We start from the raw sequence: 22335 nt of genomic DNA on the forward strand, positions 1-22335 counted from the left end.
TTGGCCATGAGCCCGACCTACTACATCACGACGCCGATCTACTACGTGAACGACAAGCCGCATATCGGCCATGCCTACACGACGCTCGCCTGCGACGTGATGGCCCGGTTCAAGCGGCTCGACGGCTACGACGTGATGTTCCTGACCGGCACCGACGAGCACGGCCAGAAGGTGGAGAAGGCGGCCGAGGCGGCGGGCATCGACCCGCAGAGCTTCACCGACAAGGTCAGCCAGAACTTCCGCGACCTGGCCGGGGTGATGGGCTTCAGCCAGGACGACTTCATCCGCACCACCGAGCCGCGCCACGTCAAGGCGACCCAGGAGATCTGGCGCCGCCTGAAGGACAACGGCCACATCTATCTCGGCGCCTATGCCGGGTGGTACTCGGTGCGCGACGAGGCGTTCTACACCGAGACCGAGGTGAAGACCGTCGACGGCCAGAAGATCGCGCCGACCGGCGCGCCGGTGGACTGGGTGGAGGAGCCGTCCTACTTCTTCGACCTGTCGAAATGGCAGGACAAGCTGCTCGCCTTCTACGAGGCGAACCCGGACTTCATCGCCCCGGAGAGCCGCCGCAACGAGGTGATCTCCTTCGTGAAGGGCGGGCTGAAGGACCTGTCGGTCAGCCGCACCAGCTTCAAATGGGGCATCCCGGTGCCGGGCGACGAGGACCACATCATGTATGTGTGGCTCGACGCGCTGACCAACTACATCACCGCCGCCGGCTTCCCGGATACCTCCGGCACCTACGCCAAGTTCTGGCCGGCCGACGTGCACATGGTCGGCAAGGACATCCTGCGCTTCCACGCGGTCTACTGGCCGGCCTTCCTGATGGGCGCCGGGCTGGAGCCGCCGAAGCGGGTCTTCGCCCATGGCTGGTGGACCAATGAGGGCCAGAAGATCTCCAAGTCGGTCGGCAACGTGATCGACCCGCTCGCGCTGGTGGAGACCTACGGCCTCGACCAGGTGCGCTATTTCCTGATGCGCGACGTGCCGTTCGGCAATGACGGCGACTTCTCGCACCGCTCCATGACCAACCGCATGACGTCGGAGCTGGCCAACGACATCGGCAACCTGTCCCAGCGGGTGCTGTCCATGGTGGCGAAGAACTGCGGCGCCGCCGTGCCGGAGCCGGGGGCCTTCGCGCCGGAGGACGAGGCGCTGCTGGCCTCCGCCGACGCGCTGCTGGAGACCGTGCGCAAGCATTTCGACGCCCAGGCCTTCCATAAGGGGCTGGAGGCGATCTTCGACGTGGTCGGGGCCGCTAACCGCTATGTGGACGAGCAGGCGCCCTGGGCGCTGCGCAAGACCGATCCGGCGCGCATGGCCACCGTGCTCTACACCCTGGCGGAGACGATCCGGCACGCGGCCCTGCTGCTGCAGCCGGTGATGCCGGCCTCCTGCGCGAAGATGCTGGACCAGTTGGCGATCCCGGCGGATGCGCGCAGCTTCGCCCATCTGGGGGCGGCCCACCGGCTGGTGCCGGGCACGCCGCTGCCGAAACCGGAAGGCGTCTTCCCGCGCTGGGTGGCGCCGGAGGAGACCTCCGCGTGACTGAGACCGCTGTCCCCACCCTTGTGGATAGTCATTGCCACCTCGATTTCGACGACTTCGCCCCCGAGCTGGACGAGGTCGTCGCCCGGGCCGAGCGCGCCGGCATCGCCCGCATGGTGACGATCTGCACCCGGATCCGCCGCTTCGAGCGGATCCGCGCTATCGCCGAGCGCTTCCCGCAGGTCTACTGCTCCGTCGGCACCCATCCGCACCAGGCGGGGGAGGAGCGGGGCATCCCGGCCGAGGAGATCGTCGCACTCGCCCGCAGCTACGACAAGGTCGTGGCGATCGGCGAATGCGGCCTCGACTATTTCTACGACAACAGCCCGCGCGACGCCCAGGCGGAGGGCTTCCGCGCCCATATCGCCGCCGCGCGCGAGACCGGCCTGCCGCTGATCGTCCATACCCGCGATGCCGATGAGGACACCGCGGCGATCCTGGAGGAGGAATACGCCAAGGGGCCGTTCACCGGCGTGCTGCACTGTTTCTCCAGCGGCCGCGAGCTGGCGATGCGGGCCGTCGATATCGGCTTCTACGTCTCGCTGTCGGGCATCGTGACCTTCAAGAAGAGCCAGGACATCCGCGACATCGTCGCCGACCTGCCGGCCGACCGGCTGCTGGTCGAGACCGACGCGCCGTTCCTCGCCCCGCCGCCCCATCGCGGCAAGCGCAACGAGCCGGCCTATGTGGTCCACACCCACCGGGTGGTGGCCGAGACCAAGGGGCTGGACGAGGCCGAGAGCGCCCGGATCACCACGCAGAACTTCCTGCGGCTGTTCAACCGGGTTCCGGCACCCGAAGGGTTCGAGCAGGCGGCATGAAGATCACCATGCTCGGGTGCGGGGCCTCGGTCGGCGTGCCGAGCCTGAGCGGCGGCTGGGGCGCCTGCGATCCGGCCGAGCCGAAGAACCGCCGCCGCCGCTGCTCCCTCCTGGTGGAGAAGGCGGGCAGGCGGGTACTGGTCGACGCCTCGCCGGATCTGCGCGAGCAGTTGCTGGATGCCCAGGTGGACAGCATCGACGCGCTGCTCTTCACCCATATGCATGCCGACCACACCCACGGCATGGACGACCTGCGGCCGCTGTTCTGGACCACCCGGGAGCGGATCCCGACCTATGCCGACGCGGTGACCTGGGGCGACCTGATGGCCCGGTTTGGCTACATGGTGGAAGCCGCCCCGTCCTCGCCGCCGCATTTCGTGCCCCCGCTGGCGCGCCACGACATCGACGAGGGGGTCTACGAGATCGCGGGAATGCAGGTGGAGGTCATGCGCCAGGACCACGGCGTGTCCGGCGAGAGCCTGGGCTTCATCTTCGACGGCAAAGTGGCGTATTCCACCGACGTGGCGGTGCTGAGCGAGGCGCAGCTTGATCGGCTGGCGGGGTTCGGGTTGGACCTGTGGATCGTCGACTGCCTGCGCGAGGAGGAGAGCGGGGCGCATGCGTCGCTCGCCCAGGCCACCGGCTGGATCGCCCGCGTGGCCCCGAAACAGGCCTATCTCACGCATATGAACGGGCGCCTGGACTACGCGAAGACCCTGGCGAAGTGCCCGCCGGGGGTCGAGCCCGGGTATGACGGGCTGGTGGTGGAGGTTTAGCTCAGCGCGCCGACCGCACGGCCCCCCACCAAGCAAGGCCCCCCAACGCAAATGAAACCGACTTCCTGGACTTGATCCAGGGCCTTGATGCTGGCGTTTCAAAGGGTGTTGGCCCGGATCAGGCGGTGACGTCCGCATTACGGCCCTGGATCAAGTCCAGGAAGTCGGAAAAATTTAGTCGTTCCGATTCAGTTTCCCTACCGCCACACCTGCTCCGGCACCGCCTCCTTCGCCAGCACCGCCAACCGTTCGGGACGGTGCCCCGGCCCGCCCCCGGATCAGTCCCGGATTAAATCCGGGACGGGGTCGTCCGGGATGACGTTCATGTAACTGAATAACTTACCCGTCATCCCGGTGAGCTCCGGGCTTGACCCGGAGGTCGGCCGGGACCCAGCCCGTGACGTTTGCGGCTTGGTCCTGACGTGCGGCAGGACGACGGGGAGGGGACGGGTCGGCGCGGCTACCGCCACACCTGCTCCGGCACCGCCTCCTCCGCCAGCACCGCCAACCGTTCGGGCCGGTGCCCCGGCCGGCGCCGCAGCATGGTGCGGAACCCGTCGCGCACCCGTTCCATGTCGAGCACAAGATCGTGCCGCGCCGACACCGCCTCGCAGCGGTCGAGCAGCTCGTCGAAGGCCGCGGCACAGCGCGCCGCCTGGCGCACATGCGGGCTCGCCAGGATCAGCCAGCGCGGCTCCTTTTCGGCGCGGAACGGGTCGGTGCGGGCCATGACCCGCTGGGTGACGTAGAATTCCAGGCAGCCCTGGAAATATCCCCGCACCTCGAACAGCACCGGCCCGCCGCCCTCGGGGATCCGCGGGATCAGCGGGTCGTCGCGCGCCAGCTCCTCCATCTCGGCCTCGAGCACGGCGAGGTCGATCAGCATCTCCTCCAGGAACAGCTCCAGCACGTCGGCCTCTGTCGTGTGCGAGCCGAACCCATGCACGAAGGCGGCGAGGTGAGGGGGGATGACCGTGTAGTAATCCTCCCGCGCGGAGGTCTTGTGGCTGCGGCAGCCGGCACCGGCGTGCCAGGTCAGAATGCGGCCCGGTTTCTTCAGCGCCCGTTCGAGTGCTACCCTGGTCATCGAAGAATCGTATCGCGAAAACGGAGCGGCGTCCCGCCATGATTGATCCCAAGCTGCTGGGCGACCTCGCCAAGGACCACCAGAAGAACGTGATGACCCGCGACGAGGCCCGCGCGTTCCTGAAGGATCTGATGGCGGTCTGCCGCCAGCACCGGGTGTTCCTGCGCACCGCCGACCAGACCATCCGCTTCTCCAAGGTCTTCGCCGACAGCGACCAGCGCACCGTGCTCCGCGCCATGGTCGACAAGGAGGGGCGCTGCGCCGCCGCCCAGATCGACTACAAGAGTCCCAGCCCCTCCGAATAGCCGGCGGGAAACGGACCTCTCGAAATAGTCCCCCGGAAAACCCGGAATAATGGTATGGCGTTTCCCTCACCTAACGGGGAACGCGCCATGACCGCCCAGCAAGACCTGCCTGCCATCGCCATCATCGGCGCCGGCCCTTCCGGCCTGGCGACCGCCCGCTGGCTGAAGGCCAAAGGCCTGGACGCCGTGATCCTCGAGGCCGGCGCCGGGCTCGGCGGCCAGTGGAATCCGGACGCCCCCCATAGCGCCACCTGGCCGGGCATGCGCACCAACACCAGCCGGGTGATGACCGCGTTCTCGGACATGGACCACCCCGAGGGCACGCCGGTCTATCCGACCCGCGAGCAGATGCACGCGTACCTGACCGCCTATGCCGAGCGGTTCGACCTCGCCGGCGCCATCCGCTTCGGCTGCCGAGTAGAGGGGCTGGCGCAGGTGGAGGGTGGCTGGCGCCTGGACTGGCGCGTGGAAGAGGGGGCGCAGACCGCGGTCTTCGAGCGGGTGATCGTCGCCACCGGCCGGCAGGTCGAGGGCGCGCTCCCTGACATTCCGGGGCTGGAGAGTTTCGCCGGCCGGCTCGGCATCCGGCACACCAACGCCTATGCGGGGACGGCCGACTGGGTGGGCGCCTCGGTCCTCGTCGCCGGCTGCTCGATCAGCGCGCTGGAGATCGCGGCGGAGCTCGCGCACCACGCCGGCGAGGTGACCGTGGCCTATCGGCGCCAGCGCTACGTGCTCCCCAAGCAGATCGTCGGCGTGCCCACGGATCATGTGATGTTCACCCGGGCCGCCGCCCTGATGGCCGAGCGGTTTCCGCCGGAGGTCGTGGCCCAGGGCCTGAAGGCGCAGGTCCTGAAGGTCGCCGGCAACCCGGCCGACTGGGGCGCGCAGGAGCCGCACGAGAACGTCTTCGCCGCCGGCATCACCCAGTCCCAGAGCTTCCTGCCGGCCGTCTCGGAGGGCCGGATCGCCACCCGGCCCTGGATCGAGCGGATCGACGGGCGGACGGTGCGCTTCGCCGACGGCAGCGCTAGGGAGGTGGACGGTATCCTGTTCGGCACCGGCTATGCCCTGTCCCTGCCGTTCCTGTCGCCGGAGATCGCCGCCACCCTGCAGCTCGACCCGGTCGGCATGGACCTGTTCGCCCAGACCTTCCACCCGGAGCTGCCGGGGCTGGCCTTCGTCGGCGTCTATGAACTGCTCGGCCCGTATTTCCCGGTGGTTGAGCTGCAGGCCCGCTGGGTGGCGGAGAGCCTGGCCCGGCCGGAGACCCTGCCGCCGGCCGAGCAGATGGCCCAGGTGATCGCCGCCACGCCGCCGGAGTTCCGCCGGGCGCCGGCCATTCCGATGAACGCGCTGGCGGTGGTGTTCGCGCGGCTTCTGGGCGCGGAGCCGACGGCGGCCGACTGGCCGGGGCTGGAGCGGGCGCTGATGCTCGGCCCGCTGTCGCCGGCGTCGTTCCGGCTGAGCGGCCCCGATGCCACGGACGACGCGCCGATCCGCACCGCGGCGGCGGCGGCCGCCTTCGGCCATATCGTCGACGCCACGCCGACGGCGGAAGAGCAGGGGCTTCTGGGAGCGCTGGCGGGCTAGGGGCGGGACGATCGGGAAGGGTGGCGCACGTCTCGCCGCCCTTCGCCTCCAGTCCTGCTCGCCCACCGTTTTAACCCCCTCGTCATCCCGAACTTGTTTCGGGACCTCAAGATGACGGAGGAGGGGTGGCGTTAGGACCGCATCAGCACCCCGTACCAGCCGAGCCCGGCATAGGTCTCGTAGCCCGGCGTGCGGTGGAAGCCGACCGTGGCGCCCTCGGGCGTGTGATAGGTCCCGGATTCCTGGCCGCCGGTGCGCAGGTCGAAAGTGCCGCCGCCCGACCGCCCGCTCTCCTGTTTTCCGGCACCCTGGCGGGAATCGGCAATGATGCGGTTCTTGGCGTCCACCAGCATCACCCGCGTGGTCGCCTTTTCCGCCTCCGACAGGCGCACGCCCCGGACGATGGCTTCGGCCTGGGGACCCCAGTCGAAATGGATGCCGAGCACACCCAGCGGCCGGCCCCGTGCCTCGGCGTCCCGGCGGATCGCCGCGGCGTAGGTGGCGACTGGCTGGTGGGCGAGGTGGGCGTTGGTGGCGATGTCGGCCACCACGTAGTCGTCGCCGCTGGCGGTTTTCATGGCATCGCGGAACCACGGCTCCTGGGAGACATCGGCGCCGACGACCCGGTACCGGTCGGGCCGGCCGTTGGCGACGACCCGGCCGTCGGCATCGGCGATCCACAGGTCGAGATAGACGGTATAGGCGCCCAGGATCACGCCGAGCCGCTGGGAGGCGTGGCGGACCGCGTCCTCGCCGGGCGTCTGCAGGCAGTCGACCACGGCACTGTCGGTCGCCCACCAGCGCACGTCGCAGGTCCGCTCGTACAGGTTCCGGTCGATCAGCTCGATGGCGTTCAGCGCCAGGTCGACCAGCCGCTGACCGGTGAGGTGGTCGACCACCGAGCGGCCGATGGTCTCCAGCAGCGTGGTCTTTTCCGACAGTTCGGCCACCAGGGCGTCGGCGATGGCGGCGATCTCGGTGGACACGCCCTTGACCTCGCCGGCGACGACGGCGAAGCCGCGGCCGAGTTCGCCGACCCGCGCGCTCTCGATCAGCGCGTTCAGCGCCAGAATCCGGGTGCGGCCGGTGATCGACTGGATCTCGGTGATCTTCTCGCGGCTGATCCGCGCGACTTCCTCGCTCAGCCGGATGATCTGGGCCGGATCGGTCGCATCGCTGCCACTCGCCTGGCTGTCCGTGGGGAGGGCGAGGCGGTTCGTCTTGTATTCGGAGTTCATCGTCAGCCCCTGGCGGCTAGGTCGGAACGGTTCACTTCGGGGCGCCGGTCGCGATGCCGGCCCGCGCCTCCAAGAAAATCGTTGCCGCCCTTGAGCCTCGGAGCATTCCCAATACCTGGTGCCGCCGCGCCGCCTCCGTCCGGCGCGACCGTCGAAAGGCGTTTAGCGTCCTGGCGCCGATGCTTCCATGCGACGGATAACCGCTGTTCGAAGTGGAGCGACAATACGGTGGGCAGATCGTTCCCACATTATCCCTAAAAATACTACGCGATCAAAGAATGTTTGCCGGCGAACTCTGTAGCCTCGGCAAAACGAGTGTCCACAGAATCGGTGCGGGTATTGCGCCGGTTCTGTGAAACCATATGGGATCGTGCCGGCTGCGGGCGCGCGCCGTGGTCCGGAGTCCCGGACCCGACGGGTTCGGCGCCGGCGCCTCGGCGTCGCCGGGCCGTCCGCTGGGCCGTCCGCTGGGCAGGCAGCCTGCCGGGCGGACGACTCGGTGCCGGACCGCAGCGCGAGTCCGATTGCTGGTCCGGCGGCCGGTCCGGCGGCGGACGGTCAGCAGCAGTCGTTCCAGCCGAGCTTCGCGCGACCGGAATCGAGCATCTCGAAGCAGTAGGTCTTTGTGTCGTCCAGTTGGTGGCTGAAGACCGCGTTGGCCTGGCCGGTACCGTAGGCGGTGGCCAGACCGCCGTTCGAGACCTTGTCGCCGAAGCCGTAGCCGATGCTGGCGCGGCAGGTGTCGGTCTTGCAGCTCAGGATCTGCGTGCGCCGGTAGGCGACGCCGTTGGTGTTGGAGATGGGCACCATGCGGACCAGGTCCGTGCCGTTGAACAACTTGATGTCGATCGCGCTGTCCGGGTAGCAGTTCTTGATCGAGATCGAAGCGCCGAAGGCACCGGCCCACGGCAGGCACGTGGCGAGCGCCACGACCGCAAGAAATCGCGTCATTTGAGAAATCCCTAGTGATGTGTCGGGCGAGGAAGATCCGCCGCGATGCGGGTGAGGTGTCGGCCGATCCCGGGAGATGCGGCGACCGCACTTGAACAGTATCATGAAAATCGCCCGGTCGGCGTCAGGAAGACGGCGCGTGTTTCGGAAGTCCTGAACCCTGTGAACGGGTTAGCATGATTTCCCATAATATACATTATGCGCGTTACGTGGATCGGATGTTCCACATGACCGCAGCCATGGCACCTCCCACCCACTGCTGACGACCGAGGTGCCCCATGGCACCTAAGGTCAAGCACTACGCGGATAATTCCCAGACCGTTACCCTCTCAATCGAGGTTCCGGCAGACCTTGTCGAAGCCGTCGCGCAGGTTCTTGAGGCGACGGTGGATGCATTGCGCCGCGCATCTCCGGAAATTGGGAAATCGGCTGCCGACGACGGTGGCTACGCGGACGTTCCGGACAGCGCCGCCAAAGGAAGCGCCTATCTCTCGGACCGGCGGCAGCGGACTTGGCTGCTGTACCGGTTTGTTCGCCGCTCCGTCACCAACCAGGCAATCCCTCGGACGCTTGAAGAGATCATCGCGGAAGCCGCCTCATTGGTGGATTTCGATGATGCTACGGCACAGCAGCTCTACCAGACCAAGCGAAAGGTTCAGAACCGCAAGCTGCGCCGGCGCCGGGATCGCGAGATCAGCCGCCTCGCCTGCAACGATGACTTGCTCACAACCACTCGCATCGCCCGGCTGATCCGACAGCGCCGGGTTTATGGCGATGTCTCGCAATCCACCGTGTCGCGTGTCCTCCAGGCGGCAGAGCGCGAACGTCAAAGGCTCGTCACCCAAAAGACCAGATCGGCGGTGAGCCGCCTTGTGGCAGCTACCACCTTCAATCCGGGTCGAAAGGCCCAGGATGCCGGGGGCGAGCCGTGAGCGCCCTTCTCCGCCTCATGCCCATGCTGATCCAAGGCTCTGGCGTTTCCCGGTCAGGCCCGAGCGGAGGAGCGCTGTCAGGGTCCTTCTCGGGAGACCGCGTGCGCAGCACGCGGCGGAAGGGCCTTGACGGCGTGGAGCCGCTCCCACGCTCGGGGCGGGTGCCTGGACCGGAAAGAGGCAGAGCGCAGCGGCGCCTCTCTTCCTGCCCAGGCACCCTGCCCGTCGGCGAGACGCGGGGGTATGGGGGCAAGGCCCCCACTCTTCAAAATTTCTCGCTATCTGCGTCGGAGCTGAAGAGGGAGCTTAAACCGAATTCTGCTGACAGACGAATTCGAGGCTTGTGTCTGGACCTGTCCGCCAGCTTTGGCGACAGACAGGATCGAAATCCCGCCGCTCCCAGAAGCGGTTTCAGCCTCCTGAACTGTCACCGCAAGATCGAAGTCGATGAAACTTGCGTAAATCGCTCCAGCCTCATCAACCCCCAAAAACATAAGGTTCTGCTTTTCCCAGGCGGATTCATCCTGTCTTCGAGTCACGGGGAACACAGTGGCTCCCTTCGCGTCCTTCTCTGCATCGAACTCAAGGGCAGCATCAGAAATCTGCTGAAGTGTTTCTCGAATAAAATCCTTGATAGTCAACATCGCCGCGTCTCCATAGAGCGGTGCCTTTATCTGGGCCGGGTCCAATGACCCTGCCCCTTGATATACACGCAAGCAGTGTTTCACCCGCTGCGCAAGCGGTCGTTGCACAGGCCCTACCCCATGCCCCTACCTGTGCCCCTCACCCGGCTCCGGCGCACAGCCGGAAGACCTCGCCCAAGCGCCTCCGGCATGCGTCCCGGAACATGGCCGGGCGGATCCTCGGTGACGGTTGGCGGGTCCGGAATTGCGGCCGCAAGACCATCGGTCACAGGGCTACACTCCATGACAGCGGCGGCGTGGCGCACTTCGGAGGTGTCGAGACCTGCGGGTCCGTGTGGGTCTGCCCGGTCTGTGCTGCGAAGATCACCGAAGGCCGACGCTCCGAGATCGATGCGGTTCTGAGCGCTCACCGGGACGCTGGCGGCGTGGCGTACATGGTCACCCTCACCCTACCCCATTACGCCTTCCAGGCATGCGCGCCGCTTCGGTCTGCCGTCTCGAACGGCTGGCGCAAGGTGAAGTCCGGCAAAGCCTGGATTGAAGCCCGCGAGCGATACGGCTGGATGGGCGATATCCGCGCTCTGGAAGTCACCCACGGCAAAAATGGCTGGCACCCTCACCTGCACGTGTTGCTGTTCTTCGAGCCGTGGGCAACGAAGGACGACGCCTACGGACTGGCGGGCTTGATCTTCGACCGCTGGCGGGCCGCCATCGAGCGCATGGGGCTCGGCCGGTGCAGCGTCGATGCCTTCGCCTTCGAGCCGGTCAATCTTGACCAGGGAGCGGCGGACTACGTGGCCAAGTGGGGCGCTGCGCTGGAACTCACGAAGGCGCATACGAAGCGCTCCAAGAACGGCAGAACACCGTTCCAGATCCTCGCCGATCATATCGGCGACCGCTCCCCGTCCGACGCCCGCCTGTTCCGCGAGTATGCGACCGCCTTCAAGGGGACGCGCCACCTGACTTGGAGCCGCGACCTGCGGCGCCGGTACGCCCTGCCCGACGCGCCCGAAGACGAAACGCTCGCCAAGGCCGACCTCTCAAAAGAGACGCATCGCGTGACGATCGATCGCGACGTGTTTGATGCAGTCGTCGCCAAGCGTCTGACGGCCGACGTGCTGGTCGCCTTCGAGACCGACGGCCTCGACGGCGTCACCGCACTCCTCACCGACCACGCAATCCCCTGGCGCCTATTCGAGGCACCAGGGCTCAACCGGTGCCCCGTTCCGGTGATCACCGGGCCTGCCCCAGGGCAACGCCCAGGGTCGGCCCGGGGCGATCTACCGGGACAGGCACCATGGCCGGGGTGCCGCAGAAATCCTGGCTTCTCACCACCACCAACTGAACCGAGAGAGGTACACAATGTCCACTGACACTCTGATGCATACCGACGACGACACCGCCCTGATCGCTGAGCGCATCAAGCGGGCGCGCACCGAGGCTGGCATGTCTCGCAAGGCGCTCTCCGACGCGACGGGGATTTCCGCCCGTACCATCGAGCGCATCGAGAACGGCGAACAGGAGGTGACCGTGCAGCGGGTCAAGCTGCTCGCCACGGCCACGGGAAAGTCCGCTGCGTGGCTCCAGGGCGACGAGGAGCCGGACGAGGCGGTTGACGACTTTCCGGCCCCGGCACCCAAGCCCGCCCCGTCGCGGCGCTCCGAGCCGCCCGCCCCTCCCACGGTCGCCGACGTTTACGCTTCGCTCCGTGTGATCGACACCCTGCGCTCGGAGGGGTTCGACGGCACGATCCGTCAGGCCATGGCGACGTGCGATCAAGTCCGATCCATGCTGGCTTATCAGGAGCCCGCGGCGCTGGTGGAAATCGCCAACTCCCGCGGCATCGACCGGACCACCTTCCCGAAGGCGCGGGAGATCCAGGAGCGCCTGGAGAACGAACCCGAGACCGGCCAGCAGGATTGCGCGGCGATCCAGGAGCGGATCATCGATACCGCCATTCTCGGCGTAGACCTGCACGTGGTCGCGCCCAAAGCGCTGCAGGACATCGCGAAGGCGGCTGGCCTGGAATCCGATGGATGGCTCGGATGGTCCAATGACGACGTGCTGATCGAGGCAGTGCGACCGGCCGTGCGGCGCATGGCGCTCGCTGACCAGCTTCCCGACGATCTGCGGGACTTCATGTACGCGCTGTGATCGAGATCCTGGCATCAATCGGCGGTCGACCAACTATATTTGGTGGTCGACCGCTATCCCTGGCACCGATTTCGTTAAAAAATTGGTTGACCACAGTTCCGTTTGTCGCAATCCTCATTCATACAAATCGTTCGTATGAATTGAAGGCATCGATGAAAACTGACCCAGCAGCAATGATGACCACGGGGGAGCGACTTCGCGCTGAACGTGAAGCTCACGGCTACTCGCGCGCTCGGTTGTCGGAACTCACTGGTGTCGGCCAGAACTCGCTGGCGAAATACGAGCTCGCGGGCTCGCCCGGCGGCCAATATCCGCCACTCGGTGCACTAGTACGGCTTGCCTATGTGCTCGAACTAGATCCGCGCCGCATCTTCGACGATTACCTCTGCAAGAATGCTGAAACCCCCGATAGTCCAAAGATCGGCAAGGGCCTTAGCGATGTAGTCGAGGCAGAGGGCGGATTTTTCAGCTTTCATCGGCATTGGATGGAACACGAGCTTCGCTACGGCTCGTTTCACCTTAGCGGGGGCGCACTCGCATCGCTCAAGAAGACGGCGATGTACCTGCGGGATGTCTCGTTGGATATCGACAGCTTCGCTGAAGCCATCGACGACGTCGTCCGCGCCCAGAACCAATCAGAAGGAGGAACAAACGATGTGACTGCAACGGCTGCAAAGAATGACGGCCCGGACGAGAAGTCCGAGCCGCCTGTCTGACCTGCCTGCTCCGAGACCGTTGGCGCGGTCTCCGCAACCATCCAAGAGGATAGATCGCATGAAGCTCACAGAGCGAAATTCTACTGATTCCACCGTCGCGCGGCAAGCGTTCGCCTTAGATGTTAAACGAGATCCGGACGGTGTGACCGTTGAATTGCGGATTTCTGAGGCGGTCCTTCGGGACAGCATCAACCTGCTTTGCAAGTTCATAGCTATCGCCCATGCGGCGTCCGAAGCGGCAAATGACAACATCCGCCAAGAAGAACGTCGCGAGCGCGATCACCAGGACGCCAAGCGTCGGTCAACGCACCGTCGGCGACTGTTGATCGTAGGAGCGGCGCTGTTCCGATTTTGGCGGCGCCGGAACCCGTCCCCCGACGAATGGGGAGCGCATCTGGATGAGCAAGCAGCAATCCATGGCATCAGTCGCCCTGCCTTGGTCAGTATCACCAAGCTGCACGAACGGAGGGCGAAACGGCGTCTCAATGACATTCGCAGGGCCGTCGCCCTAAGCATGGCTCAGCGCGGTGCGTCAGGGACTGAAATAGGCCATCGCCTTGGCGTTGGCGCACGCGCTGCCAACAAACTGGTTCGAGCGGAACTTGATCGTCGGAACCAAACCCATCGAGACGCGGCATGATGCGGTTCCTGCGTTCACATTCTGTTCGCAAGGAGGGTTCCCCACGGAGAACGTGGGGAACCTATCCCTCTGAGCAATATACATTATGCGCGTTGCATGGATCGCTCCGGCGTCGGGATCTGACCTCCGTTCGGCCTGCGTACCCCACCACCCCCTTCACGTCATCCCGAACTCGTTTCGGGACCTCATATCGCCCCCGACGCCCTGGAGGTCCCGAAACGAGTTCGGGATGACATGATGGAAACAGGGTCACCGCCCCAGACCCGTCTTTCCTCGGCGCCGCTCCCTCGTTAGTCTCGCGCCGACATGACCGACAGCGCCCCCACATCCGATGCCGCCGCCGCGCTTGCGGCTCTCCCGGACGAGCCCGCGATCGAGCGGCTGATCGCCGTCATGGCGAAGTTGCGCGATCCCGACGGCGGCTGCCCCTGGGACCTCGAGCAGACGTTCGAGACCATCGCGCCCTACACCATCGAGGAAGCCTACGAGGTCGCCGAGGCGATCACCCTGGGCGACATGGGCGCGCTGCGCGACGAGCTGGGCGATCTGCTGCTGCAGGTCGTCTACCACGCCCAGATGGCCCGCGAGCGCGCCCCGCAGGACGGCGCCTTCGACTTCGAGGACGTGGCCCGCGGCATCGCCGACAAGATGGTCCGCCGTCACCCCCACGTCTTCGCCGGCGCCAGCGTCGAGGACGCCAAGGCCCAGACCGACGCCTGGGAGCAACAGAAGGCCGCCGAGCGCGCCGCCAAGGCCGCGGCCGAGAACCGGGCCGTCTCAGTGCTGGACGGGGTGTCGAGCGCCCTGCCCGCGCTGATGCGGTCGCTGAAGCTGCAGAACCGCGCGGTGCGCGCCGGCTTCGACTGGCCCGGCATCGACGGCGTGTTCGACAAGATCGACGAGGAGCTGGGCGAGCTGCGCGCCGAGGTCACCGGCGGCGCCGACGACGATCCGGACCGCATCGAGGACGAGATGGGCGACCTGCTGTTCACCGTGGTCAATCTGGCCCGGCGCCTGAACGTCGACCCGGAGACCGCCCTGCGCCGCTGCAACGCCAAGTTCGAGCGCCGCTTCCGCTTCATGGAGGACGGGCTGGCCGCCGAAGGCACGCCGATCCAGAGCGTCGGGCTGGAGCAGATGGAACGGCACTGGCAGCGGGCCAAACGGGCCGAAAAGGCCTGACCCGCCGCCGCAACGAGTTTCGCACACAACCGATACCAGAGACCGAAGGAGGACACAGAATGGCGAAGACGGCATTCATCACCGGCGCCACCAGCGGCTTCGGCAAGGCGACCGCCAAGCGGTTCGACGCCGAAGGCTGGCAGACCGTCATCTCGGGCCGGCGCGGCGAGCGCCTGGAGGCCCTGAAGAAGGAGCTGAAGAACCCGTCCCACAGCATCGTGCTCGACGTGCGCGACAAGGACGCGGTGCTGGCGGCGGTCGACGCCCTGCCCGCCGAGTTCTCGCCGGTCGACGTGCTGGTGAACAATGCCGGCCTGGCGGTCGGCCTGGAGGGTGCCGATCAGGTCGACCTGGCCGACTGGGACCTGATGGTCGACACCAACATCAAGGGTCTGATGTACTGCACCCGGGCGATCCTGCCGCAGATGGTGGCGAACGGGTATGGCCACGTGGTCAATATCGGCTCGATCGCCGGCAACTGGCCCTATCCGGGCGGCAACGTCTACGGCGCCACCAAGGCCTTCGTGCGCCAGTTCTCCCTCAACCTGCGCGCCGATCTCGTGGGCAAGAACATCCATGTGACCGACGTGGAGCCGGGCCTGGCGGAGACCGAGTTCTCCGAGATCCGGTTCAAGGGCGACAAGGACAAGGCGGCGGCGGTCTATAACGACGTCGACCCGATCCGCCCCGAGGACGTGGCCGACGCGGTGTTCTGGGCGGCGACCCGGCCGAAGAACATCAACGTCAACCGCATCGAGATCATGGCCGGCGCCCAGGCCTTCTCGCCGCTCAACGTGGTGAAGGGGCTGAAGTAGGCCCGACCCTTCGACACGCCCCCCTGAACAAGATCCAGGGGGGCTGCTCAGGGTGAGGTCATTGGGTTTATTGAATTCAGGGTGAGGTCATCGGGTTTCTCACCTCTTGACCTCGCCCTGAGCAGCGTCCGCACAGCGGGCGCGTGTCGAAGGGCACCCGCACACCCCCACCCCTGCAACCCCCGCCACCAAACGCCCCTACCCCTCGCCGCCGGCTTTCCTGTATGGTGCGCCTCCCTAAACAATGGAGGCGATCATGGGATCGGCACGGGTGTTCATCGACGGCGAAGCGGGTACGACGGGTCTGCAGATCCGTGAGCGCCTGGTTGCCCGTCGCGACATCGACCTGATCTCCCTGGACGACGCCCAGCGCAAGGATGCCGGTGCGCGGCGCGACGCGCTGCATGCGGCCGACGTGGCCATCCTGTGCCTGCCGGACGACGCCGCCCGCGAGGCGGCGGCCTTGGCCGAAGGCTCGGGCACCAAGCTGATCGACGCCTCCACCGCCCACCGCACCGACGACAACTGGGTCTACGGTTTCGCCGAATTCCGGTCCGGCCAGCGCGACGCGATCGTCGGCGCCACGCGGATCTCCAACCCGGGCTGCTATCCGACCGGCGCGATCGCCATCCTGGCGCCGCTGGTCGGCGCCGGCCTGCTGCCGGTCGAGTACCCGGTCACGATCAACGCGGTCTCCGGCTATACCGGCGGCGGCAAGGCGCTGATCGCGCGTTATGAATCCACGGGCACGTCCGGCTACAAGCCCGATCCGTTCTGGCAGTACGGGCTGACCCTGAACCACAAGCACGTCCCGGAGATCGCCCGCTGGTCCGGGCTCGGCCAGGCGCCGATCTTCCAGCCGTCGGTGGCGAACTACGCCCAGGGCATGCTGGTCAGCGTCCCCCTCGCCCTGTGGGCGATCCAGGGCGGGCCCAGTGCCGCGTCGCTGCACGAGATTCTGCTGGCCCAGTACGAGGGCGCCCGCTTCGTGCGCGTCGCCCCGCTGGGCGAGGCCGAGGGCATGAAGGAGCTCGATCCGCAGGCGCTGAACGGCACCAACATGCTGGAGATCTTCGTCTTCGCCGACGAGAAGACCGGCCGGGCGGTAATCACCGCGCGCCTGGACAATCTCGGCAAGGGCGCGTCGGGGGCGGCGGTGCAGAACATGAACCTACTGCTCGGCATGCCCGAGGATGCCGGCATCGAGGCGGCGGCCGCCGCCTGAAGAGGCCTTTCCCATGTGGGTCAATGACGGCCAGGACCCGATCTACGCCGCCTTCTGGCGCTCGCTGGTCCTGTTCCTGGCCGTCGTTCTCGTGCTGATGCTGGCGCAGGTGGCGCCGGTCTTCCTGGAGGGCCGGTTCGGCGGGACGTCCGCGCTGGGCTACCTGCTGGTCTACCTGCTGGGCTTCCCGCTGATCGCCATCGCCGTCTCCGCCCTGTCGGCGGCGGTGTTCTACGGCATTCCGGCGGTGCGCCGGCTGACCGGGCGGATGCCCTACCCGGTCCTGCTGCTGCAGCCGCTGCACATGGCGTCCGGCGCGGTGTTCTTCCTGCTGTTCGTGCGCCCCTGACCCGAGCCCCGCACTCTGCCCCAGAAACGCGAACGGCCCTCCCTCCCGTCGCCGGGAAGAAGGGCCGGTAGCGCGACTGCCCGCTCGGTCAGGCAGCGCTGCTTTTCGACGTGTCCTTCTCGCGCACCGAGGTATAGGCGACCGAGCAGTGCTGGGAGCAGTACGGCCGCCCCGGCTCGACGGTGGAGCCGCAGAAGCTAAAATTGTCGGTCTTCGGATCGCCGATCGGCCAGGAGCAGGTGTTGCGGTCCCACTGCTCCAGGGTGAGCGGCACGGCGCGGCGGCGCTGGATCGGGCGGTCGTCCGGCTTCGGATTGGCGCTGCGCACGATCGGCGACTGGCGCTTCGGCAGGCCCATGCGGTGCACCTTGCCGACCACCGCGTTGCGCGACACGCCCAGTTTCAGGCCGATCTGGGTGATCGACAGCCCCTCGCCCCACAGGGCCTTCAACTGCTCAAGGCGCTCGTCGGTCCACACGCTCTGCGAATTGTCGCCCATTTATCCCTCCTTGCCGGCCGGTCCAGGGCGAACGGTCGGAGCGACTCGTTTCACCCACATGTAGTGGCTAACTGGCAAGAGGCTACGGGATCTGGGGTAGGGTCACAAGGGCGTTCACCAGATCTCGCGAAGAATGCTGTGGATAACACTAGAACTTGTTGATTCGCCGCGACTCGTTGGGTGCCCTGCCCCGGCGCCGAAACGACTCCGGGAAGGAATCGGAGCCCGGTTTCCATAGCACGATTCGCGAATCGCCCGGAGCGTTAATCCGGGCGATCGGGTTGTAAGTCTCTGGAAGAGTGTGGATTTCCGGTCGACGGGGCCGAGTCGCTCAGCCGCGCGAGACCGCCACCTTCGGCGCCGCCAGGCGGCGGTTGCGCTCCCGGATCAGGTAGTCGACCAGGGCCTGGGGCGCGGACACGCCGGCCGCCGCCTCGGCGTCCGGATTGTAGTTGGTGTTGGTGTTCACATCGTAGACGAACGGCCGCCCCTGGGCGTCGCGGGCGAACTCCACCCCGGCGATGTCGATGCCGGCCTCCACCAGGAAGCGCTCGATGGACGCCTGGAAATCCTTCTCCAGGGCGTTCTCGACCACGGTGAAGACCGGGCCGCCGGTGGCTTCCGCCTCGTCCGGCGCGCAGACATCGGCCGGGCACAGCTCGAAGGTGCCGCCGGTATCGATGCGCACGGCGTAGAACAGCTTGCCGCCGATGAACTCGGCCCGGGTGACGCTGCCGTCCGTCGTGGCGATGTAGTCCTGCAGCAGGGTGATGCCGTCGATCGAGCCCTGCAGGGTGCCGGATGCCGCCCGCTCGACCACCTCACGCGCGTCCTCGAAGAGCTGGATGCCGAGGCCCTTGCCGCCCCGGTTCGGCTTCACGATGACCGGCCCCTCGCCCCACAGCTTGGCGGCCTCGGCCACCTTGGCGTCGCCCAGGGCGGCGACGGTGCGCGGCACCGGCACGCCGGCGCGCTTCAGCTTGGCGAGCTGGGCCGCCTTGTTGACCTCAAGCGAGATGGCGCCCGAGCCGTTGATCACCGGCCGGCCATGGGCCTCCAGCCAGGCGATGACGGCTGCGGCGTATTCGGGGGAGTAGCGGTGGCCGCGGCTATGGGCCGACGCGCTCATGCGGTTGTAGAACAGGCCCGCCGGCGGCTCGGCCGCCAGATCGATGGCGCCATCCGACAGGTCGAGATCGACGAACGCCTCGCCGCGCGCCGCGAAGGCCCGCGCGAAGGGCGGCAGCCATTCCGGGTTCTCGTGAATTACGTGGATCGGATGCTCAGGGATCATGTGGTCGATCATCGCGGGCCCTCCCAAATCCTGTGGCGCCCGTTCGGGCTCGCCAAGAAATGGGACACTGCCGCGCGGCCGCAACCGCCCGGAACCGGAAAGCCGGGAAGCGGTTTAATGCCTCCCGGGCGTCAATTAATTTGCCTTCCGGGTCGAGGGCCGGACGGGCGCCGTCAATCGGGCAGCGGACAGCCCATGAAGGCGCCGATCAGCTTGATCTGCTCGTCCAGCATCGGCTTGCCGAAATAGATCGGATGGCCCTTGGCCTCGGCCTGTTTCAGCAGCTCGGTATGCACCGGGGTCATGATGATCTCGCTGACCGCCGTGCCGGGGCTGAGCTTCGACACGTCGACCGGCAGCGCGTCGCCGTCGTGCAGGCCGAGCGAGGTGGTGTTGATCACCACGTCATAGCCCGCCGGATCCGCATCCGCCGCCACGCCGCTCACCCTGGTGTTCGGGAACGCCGCGTTGACACGCCGGCCCAGGGCTTCGGCCTTGGAGACCGTGCGGTTGGCGATGGCGATCTCCGCCGCCCCGGCCTCGGCCACGGAAAAGGCGATCGACATCCCTGCCCCGCCGGCCCCGAGCTGGAGCACGCGTCTGCCGGTGAAGTCGAAACCGGCCTTCTGCATGCCGGTGACGTAGCCCTTGCCGTCGAAATTGTCGCCCAGCATGCGGCCGTCCTCGGTGAAGCGGATGGCGTTGACCGAGCCGACCCGTTCGCCGCCGGCGGCGAGTTCGTCGCACAGCTCGGCCATCGCCACCTTGTGCGGCACCGTGACGGTGAGGCCGTGGAAGTTGCGGGTGACCTTGAGCGCGGCGACGACGGTGGCCAGGTCTTCCGGCTTCACGTCGAGCGGCACCAGCACCGCGTCGATCCCCGCCGCCTCATAGGCCGCGTTGAACACCTGCGGGGCGCGCACATGGTCGGTGGGGTGGGCAAGAATGCCGTAGACGGCCGTCTTGCCCGTGATGTTGAGGGTCGGCATGTTTCTTCCTACCGGTCGTGAACAATAATCTGGGTAAATCGCTGTAAGGACTCAACGAATTGGTTACTCATAGCAATCCCCTCTAGACTCCTATAGTGACTTTCGGCCGATCCTCCACGAGCCTGTTCAGCAGAAAGCTCGGCAGCACTATCTCTAAGTGCATACCATGCAGCTATCGTTTTATCGAACCACTCTAAAGTACCTTCCGTGCAATGGCCCCTTAATTCTGATATTGTACATTCAATATCTTGGGTAATTTGACTATATCGTTCATTTGCCTCAATATTCATTTGGGACTGATTTTTTCCCCAATCTTTCCAAAGATATATACCAGAAATTACGGTCACAGCCTCCGATAGAGACTCACATTCACGACAGTGCACCATCACTTCATCTAAAGAAACACTAATAGAATTTGGATTTTCATGAACGATAATATGCCTCCAAGAAAATAGTTCTCTCACCGATTTAAATATTGATTTCTTATCGAAATCAGAAATATGTCCATGCTCTTGAACTTGTTTTAACCCTTCATCAAAGGAAAATCCCCACAATGTTTCAAGCTTTTCGATCCCAGCTTCGACAGACGAGATATTTGATCCGTACGCCGCGATATCCCCAAGACTAATTCTATTAGATCCGATATCTACTACAGTTTCATAATTGAACTTTACGTCATGAAAAACTGGAACAGCCCTAAGTCTAATTTCATCATTTAAATCAATTAAATCTCTAATTAGGGATCGAATAACTATTTCAAATGCAGAGATTGATTGAACAACAGCAAATTTCTTACGCGCGGAATCGAGATGTTCGCTATTCACTTCCTCATTCAATACTAAATTTATTTCATAAAATAACGAATTGGCGAGAGGGCAGAAGCGCACTCCTTCGGCTCTCTCCTTTTGTTCAAAAATCCGCTCGAAGCGCGATGCCATCGAACCCTACGGTTTTCTCTTTCTCAGAAGTTCACCATGTCGCCGCCCTTGAGCGCCAGCATCTCGCGGGCCTCTTTCGGGGTGGCGACTTCGAGGCTCAGCTCCTCGATGATCCGGCGGATCTTGGCGACCTGCTCGGCGTTCGACTTGGCGAGCTGGCCCTTGCCGATGAACAGGCTGTCCTCCAGGCCGACGCGGACGTTGCCGCCGTTGATCGCCGCCATGGTGGTGAAGTTCATCTGGTGCCGCCCGGCCGCCAGGACCGACCAGTTGTACTGGTCGCCGAACAGCTTGTCGGCGGTGCGCTTCATGAACATCAGGTTCTCCGGATCGGCGCCGATGCCGCCGAGAATGCCGAAGATCGTCTGCACGAAGAGCGGCGGCTTCACCAGCCCGCGGTCGAGGAAATGGGCCAGATTGTACAGGTGGCCGACATCGTAGCACTCGTACTCGAACTTCACGCCGTGGCCTTCGCCCAGCTCCTTAAGAACATACTCAATGTCCTTGAAGGTGTTCCGGAAAATGAAGTCGCGGCTGTTCTCCAGGAACTTCGGCTCCCACTCGTGCTGGAAGTCCTTCATCTTGTCCAGGATCGGGAACAGGCCGAAATTCATCGAGCCCATGTTGAGCGAGGTCATCTCCGGGCTGGCCGCCACGGCCGCCGCCAGACGCTCCTCCAGGGTCATGCCGTGACCGCCGCCGGTGGTGATGTTCACCACCGCGTCGGAGTTCTGCTTGATGCGCGGCAGGAACTCCATGAACGCCTTGGGGTCCGGGGTCGGGCTGCCGTCGGGATTGCGGGCGTGCAGGTGCAGGATGGAGGCGCCGGCCTCGGCCGCGTCGATGGCCTGCTGGGCGACCTCGTCGGCGGTGATCGGCAGGTGCGGACTCATGGTCGGGGTGTGGATCGACCCGGTCACCGCACACGTGATGATCACCTTGTTCTGCTTCGCCGCCATGGTTTCCTCCGTCTGACCGGCTTCTCGTTATCGGGCGCTACGGTAGCGGTTCGCGCTGGGGTGTCAAAGCCCTGCAAGCGCGGGTGGCGACATGTCCCCAAACAATTTGCGACGGATATCCGAAAGCCCCTCGTTATGGGTCGTACAGGTGGCCACCTGATCCGATATCAGCCCCCCTCACGGAGACATCCAAGATGACCACCCGTATCAAAGCCCTCGCCCTCGCCGCGGCTCTCGGGACGGCGGTGATCGCCCCGACCTTCGCCCATGCCGCCGCCGACGGTCAGAAGGGTCCGGATCTCGCCCGCATGCAGGAACGCATGATGCAGCGGTTCAACGAGATCGACACCGACAAGGACGGCAAGGTCAACGCCGCCGACCTGCGGGCCTACCGGGTCGCCAAGTTCACGGCCGCCGACGCCAACGGCGACGGCAAGCTGAGCGTGGACGAGTTGAAGACCATGGGCTTCGCCAAGAAGCGCGAGGTCAACCTGGAGCGCATGGTCGCCTGGTTCGACACCGACGGCGACGGCATGATCGGCGCCTCCGAGCTCCCCGCCCGCGAGGCCGGCCTGTTCATGATGCTCGACCGCGACGGCGACGGGATCGTCACCGCCGAGGACGTGATGTCGGCGAAGCCGCCCCATCACGGCGCGCCGAAGAAATAAGATACG

24 protein-coding genes are annotated in these 22335 nt (G+C 65.6%); 15 read left to right on the forward strand and 9 right to left on the reverse strand.

Annotation, left to right across the window (positions count from 1 at the left end; all coding sequences use genetic code 11):
• Window positions 1–6: 6 nt before the first annotated feature.
• The 3 genes from metG to T8K17_RS18140 are packed head-to-tail and all read left to right on the forward strand — an operon-like array spanning window position 7 to window position 3151.
• Entirely contained in the window at window positions 7–1554 is a 1548-nt protein-coding gene (metG, locus tag T8K17_RS18130; RefSeq protein ID WP_322331140.1) for a methionine--tRNA ligase, read from the forward strand.
• Complete coding sequence (locus T8K17_RS18135) at window positions 1551–2375, forward strand: TatD family hydrolase (RefSeq protein WP_322331141.1); 825 nt, start codon at window positions 1551–1553, stop codon at window positions 2373–2375. Before metG ends, T8K17_RS18135 begins: the two co-directional genes overlap by 4 nt.
• Window positions 2372–3151, forward strand: a complete 780-nt coding sequence (locus T8K17_RS18140; RefSeq protein WP_322331142.1) for an MBL fold metallo-hydrolase — start codon at window positions 2372–2374, stop codon at window positions 3149–3151. The genes T8K17_RS18135 and T8K17_RS18140 overlap by 4 nt, the downstream gene beginning before the upstream one ends.
• 460 nt (window positions 3152–3611) lie before the next feature.
• Here T8K17_RS18140 and T8K17_RS18145 read toward each other — a convergent pair whose 3' ends face one another.
• The gene (locus T8K17_RS18145; RefSeq protein ID WP_322331143.1) at window positions 3612–4238 is read right to left on the reverse strand and encodes a hypothetical protein; all 627 of its coding nucleotides are present in this window, start codon (window positions 4236–4238) and stop codon (window positions 3612–3614) included.
• A 38-nt stretch (window positions 4239–4276) separates the two neighbouring features.
• On the opposite strand from T8K17_RS18145, the gene T8K17_RS18150 reads away from it, so the two are divergent.
• Both T8K17_RS18150 and T8K17_RS18155 read left to right on the forward strand, forming a co-directional pair.
• Window positions 4277–4543, forward strand: a complete 267-nt coding sequence (locus tag T8K17_RS18150; RefSeq protein ID WP_322331144.1) for a hypothetical protein — start codon at window positions 4277–4279, stop codon at window positions 4541–4543.
• Between the two features lie 87 nt (window positions 4544–4630).
• Window positions 4631–6136 (forward strand): flavin-containing monooxygenase, encoded by a 1506-nt coding sequence (locus T8K17_RS18155; RefSeq protein WP_322331145.1) that lies wholly within the window; start codon window positions 4631–4633, stop codon window positions 6134–6136.
• A 131-nt stretch (window positions 6137–6267) separates the two neighbouring features.
• Here the strand turns inward: T8K17_RS18155 and T8K17_RS18160 are convergent, their stop codons facing one another.
• Both T8K17_RS18160 and T8K17_RS18165 read right to left on the reverse strand, forming a co-directional pair.
• Complete coding sequence (locus T8K17_RS18160) at window positions 6268–7374, reverse strand: methyl-accepting chemotaxis protein (RefSeq protein WP_322331146.1); 1107 nt, start codon at window positions 7372–7374, stop codon at window positions 6268–6270.
• 558 nt (window positions 7375–7932) lie between these two features.
• Window positions 7933–8325 carry a hypothetical protein gene (locus T8K17_RS18165; protein ID WP_322331147.1) on the reverse strand — a complete coding sequence of 131 codons (393 nt, stop codon included), beginning with the start codon at window positions 8323–8325 and terminating at the stop codon, window positions 7933–7935.
• 278 nt (window positions 8326–8603) lie between these two features.
• Between T8K17_RS18165 and T8K17_RS18170 the strand changes: the two genes are divergently transcribed.
• Window positions 8604–9257, forward strand: coding sequence for a hypothetical protein (locus T8K17_RS18170; protein WP_322331148.1), 654 nt, complete (start codon window positions 8604–8606; stop codon window positions 9255–9257).
• Window positions 9258–9535: 278 nt separating this feature from the next.
• Here T8K17_RS18170 and T8K17_RS18175 read toward each other — a convergent pair whose 3' ends face one another.
• Window positions 9536–9901 carry a hypothetical protein gene (locus tag T8K17_RS18175; protein ID WP_322331149.1) on the reverse strand — a complete coding sequence of 122 codons (366 nt, stop codon included), beginning with the start codon at window positions 9899–9901 and terminating at the stop codon, window positions 9536–9538.
• A 203-nt stretch (window positions 9902–10104) separates the two neighbouring features.
• Here T8K17_RS18175 and T8K17_RS18180 point away from each other — a divergent pair, with 203 nt between their 5' ends.
• From T8K17_RS18180 to T8K17_RS18215, 8 genes are all read left to right on the forward strand, one after another.
• Window positions 10105–11274 (forward strand): protein rep, encoded by a 1170-nt coding sequence (locus tag T8K17_RS18180; protein ID WP_322331150.1) that lies wholly within the window; start codon window positions 10105–10107, stop codon window positions 11272–11274.
• Window positions 11275–11281: 7 nt separating this feature from the next.
• Window positions 11282–12055, forward strand: a complete 774-nt coding sequence (locus tag T8K17_RS18185; RefSeq protein WP_322331151.1) for a helix-turn-helix transcriptional regulator — start codon at window positions 11282–11284, stop codon at window positions 12053–12055.
• A gap of 152 nt (window positions 12056–12207) precedes the next feature.
• The gene (locus tag T8K17_RS18190) at window positions 12208–12771 is read left to right on the forward strand and encodes a helix-turn-helix transcriptional regulator (protein WP_322331152.1); all 564 of its coding nucleotides are present in this window, start codon (window positions 12208–12210) and stop codon (window positions 12769–12771) included.
• A gap of 58 nt (window positions 12772–12829) precedes the next feature.
• On the forward strand, window positions 12830–13411 hold the full coding sequence (locus T8K17_RS18195; RefSeq protein WP_322331153.1) for a hypothetical protein: 582 nt from the start codon (window positions 12830–12832) through the stop codon (window positions 13409–13411).
• A 306-nt stretch (window positions 13412–13717) separates the two neighbouring features.
• Window positions 13718–14593 carry a nucleoside triphosphate pyrophosphohydrolase gene (gene mazG / locus T8K17_RS18200; RefSeq protein WP_416153128.1) on the forward strand — a complete coding sequence of 292 codons (876 nt, stop codon included), beginning with the start codon at window positions 13718–13720 and terminating at the stop codon, window positions 14591–14593.
• Between the two features lie 59 nt (window positions 14594–14652).
• Window positions 14653–15408 carry an SDR family NAD(P)-dependent oxidoreductase gene (locus T8K17_RS18205; RefSeq protein ID WP_322331154.1) on the forward strand — a complete coding sequence of 252 codons (756 nt, stop codon included), beginning with the start codon at window positions 14653–14655 and terminating at the stop codon, window positions 15406–15408.
• A 256-nt stretch (window positions 15409–15664) separates the two neighbouring features.
• Window positions 15665–16633, forward strand: a complete 969-nt coding sequence (gene argC, locus T8K17_RS18210) for an N-acetyl-gamma-glutamyl-phosphate reductase (protein WP_322331155.1) — start codon at window positions 15665–15667, stop codon at window positions 16631–16633.
• Window positions 16634–16646: 13 nt separating this feature from the next.
• Window positions 16647–16982, forward strand: a complete 336-nt coding sequence (locus T8K17_RS18215) for a hypothetical protein (RefSeq protein WP_322331156.1) — start codon at window positions 16647–16649, stop codon at window positions 16980–16982.
• Window positions 16983–17070: 88 nt separating this feature from the next.
• Here the strand turns inward: T8K17_RS18215 and T8K17_RS18220 are convergent, their stop codons facing one another.
• The 5 genes from T8K17_RS18220 to T8K17_RS18240 all read right to left on the reverse strand — a co-directional run bounded on the left by T8K17_RS18220 (window position 17071) and on the right by T8K17_RS18240 (window position 21661).
• Window positions 17071–17481, reverse strand: a complete 411-nt coding sequence (locus T8K17_RS18220; protein WP_322331157.1) for a GcrA family cell cycle regulator — start codon at window positions 17479–17481, stop codon at window positions 17071–17073.
• Window positions 17482–17812: 331 nt separating this feature from the next.
• Window positions 17813–18787 (reverse strand): alpha-L-glutamate ligase, encoded by a 975-nt coding sequence (locus T8K17_RS18225; RefSeq protein WP_322331158.1) that lies wholly within the window; start codon window positions 18785–18787, stop codon window positions 17813–17815.
• 161 nt (window positions 18788–18948) lie between these two features.
• Window positions 18949–19764: a shikimate dehydrogenase gene (locus tag T8K17_RS18230; protein ID WP_322331159.1), complete on the reverse strand. Its 816-nt coding sequence runs from the start codon at window positions 19762–19764 to the stop codon at window positions 18949–18951.
• 8 nt (window positions 19765–19772) lie between these two features.
• Complete coding sequence (locus T8K17_RS18235; protein ID WP_322331160.1) at window positions 19773–20702, reverse strand: hypothetical protein; 930 nt, start codon at window positions 20700–20702, stop codon at window positions 19773–19775.
• Window positions 20703–20725: 23 nt separating this feature from the next.
• Window positions 20726–21661, reverse strand: coding sequence for a 3-keto-5-aminohexanoate cleavage protein (locus T8K17_RS18240; protein ID WP_322331161.1), 936 nt, complete (start codon window positions 21659–21661; stop codon window positions 20726–20728).
• Window positions 21662–21855: 194 nt separating this feature from the next.
• Here T8K17_RS18240 and T8K17_RS18245 point away from each other — a divergent pair, with 194 nt between their 5' ends.
• Window positions 21856–22329 (forward strand): hypothetical protein, encoded by a 474-nt coding sequence (locus T8K17_RS18245; RefSeq protein ID WP_322331162.1) that lies wholly within the window; start codon window positions 21856–21858, stop codon window positions 22327–22329.
• Window positions 22330–22335 lie beyond the last annotated feature (6 nt).

The organism is Thalassobaculum sp. OXR-137 (assembly GCF_034377285.1).
Lineage (GTDB): Bacteria > Pseudomonadota > Alphaproteobacteria > Thalassobaculales > Thalassobaculaceae > Thalassobaculum.